The organism is Candidatus Manganitrophaceae bacterium (assembly GCA_012960925.1).
Taxonomy (GTDB): Bacteria; Nitrospirota; Nitrospiria; order SBBL01; family JAADHI01; genus DUAG01.
Genome location: DUAG01000073.1, coordinates 1 through 1,724 on the forward strand (window position 1 = coordinate 1; position 1,724 = coordinate 1,724).

Annotated in this window: 1 protein-coding gene; it reads left to right on the top strand. The window is 49.5% G+C overall.

Annotation, left to right across the window (positions count from 1 at the left end; translation table 11 throughout):
• Positions 1-221 precede the first annotated feature (221 nt).
• Positions 222-1,169, top strand: a complete 948-nt coding sequence (locus EYQ01_10375) for a hypothetical protein (GenBank protein HIE66190.1) — start codon at positions 222-224, stop codon at positions 1,167-1,169.
• Positions 1,170-1,724 lie beyond the last annotated feature (555 nt).

Sequence of the window (1,724 nt, forward strand, 5' to 3'; positions counted from 1 at the left end):
TTCTAAAACTTTGCCATACATGCATGATGAACTTTCGGCACTATCGGCAAAAAGTAAACAAACGTTAAAAACCGGATAAAAATCCGAAAAAACGCCGTTCCCGGGCCGTAAACTCCCGGAAAACCGGTGAGGAAGCTGGACCGGACACCATAGGTGAAGCAGCGCCAGGATTCCCACGGATTTTGCTCCTAAAACCGGGAAATTCCGAGCTCAGAAGAAAAATGACTCAGTTTGGCTCATTTTTTGCCAAACGGATCATTCCAGTGGACCAAAAACTGGAGGACTCCATCCCCGTTATCACACGACTTCTCGACCTCAACGGCGACCGGCCAGACGGCCCCATGCCACCTGAGGACATCTTGAAGCAGCTCGTCAGCTCCAAGTTCCGCAAACGTGACTTCATCGGAGTCCTCATTGAGATCATCAATAGAGCACACCTGTCAGGGGTGATGCTTGACCTCGAGCTCGAGAAGAGCATGAGCACCGAGGCAGACGAAGAAGACGATGCGGCAACCGAAGACAATACTGTCAGGAAAAAGGCCTGCAAGTCAGCCTGGAAGGGCACTCGGTGCACGGCGAAGAAGTGCGAGCTCTTCCACCCAAAGTTCTGCTCGTCCGCGACTTGTGGACGTACCAAGGAGAATAGGGACCAGGACTGCAGGGCCAGTAACCTCTGGCACGTACGCAAGCCCAAGCCCAAGAAGCCCAAGGCCAAGGCCAAGGACAAGGCAAAGGACAAAAACCGAAAGCCCGATTTCGAACGTCTTAAGGGGCAGCTCCGCGTGGTCAAGCTTGAGACCCAAGTCGCACGTCTCAAGGTCAGGGAGCAGCAGCTGAAAAATCAGCGTGGCCACTTGGCCGACCAGTCCACATCGGAGAAGACGTATGCAGCCGTAGTGGCTTCTCAGCCACGCCAACACGCGCAGGCAGACCCACCTGCCACCCTCCAGCCCCGCATGGACAAGCTTGAGGACCAAGTCGAACGTCTTATTGGCACACAGAGTGATGTCTTAAGTGCTACTGAAGGCCTTATTGACGGCCTCCAGCTCCGCATGGACAAGCTTGAGGACCAAGTCGAACGTCTTATTGCCGGCCTTGAAACGTTAAGCGTTGAAATGTTGAGGCATGTGCACGTTGGTGCTAAGACTAAGGACTCGGAACACAAGTGACCTCGACAGGGGCAAAACCAAGGGTCCCTCCCTTGTACACTTTTTATTTACCTAAGTCTCTGTTTCACCTCTGTACTGCGATCACAGTTGACTAGTATTTATGTACTATGTGTTCCGGGGGTGGAATGATAATAAACGATACTACTACTGTGCGCGCGCGCACAGTACAAGATGAAAGAAATCGATCGAGCCATAATCTGATTGACACATTGTACAACATCAAAGGTGGCACAAAAATTGGCCCAATTTGTTGCTAAAAATCTGTAGTCGTATTTCCAGATTTTGAAATAAAAAATCAATTATTATGATGCTCGTCAATTTCCACTTCAATTCACCTACTGCTGACAAAGCAAACCGCATGATTCATAGTTTTAGCCGTTTTGCGGTAAAGTCCGGGTAGGGCTCGATTTCCAAGAAATGGATGCTACACATTTTCATTTTTCCAACATTACTATTCATATGACTCATAAACCGTCATGCCAGAAGAAACAAACGAGTGAATTATATATAACACCAGCCAAACAAAGGACCCGAGCGCCAAGTTCTGAGGCACGA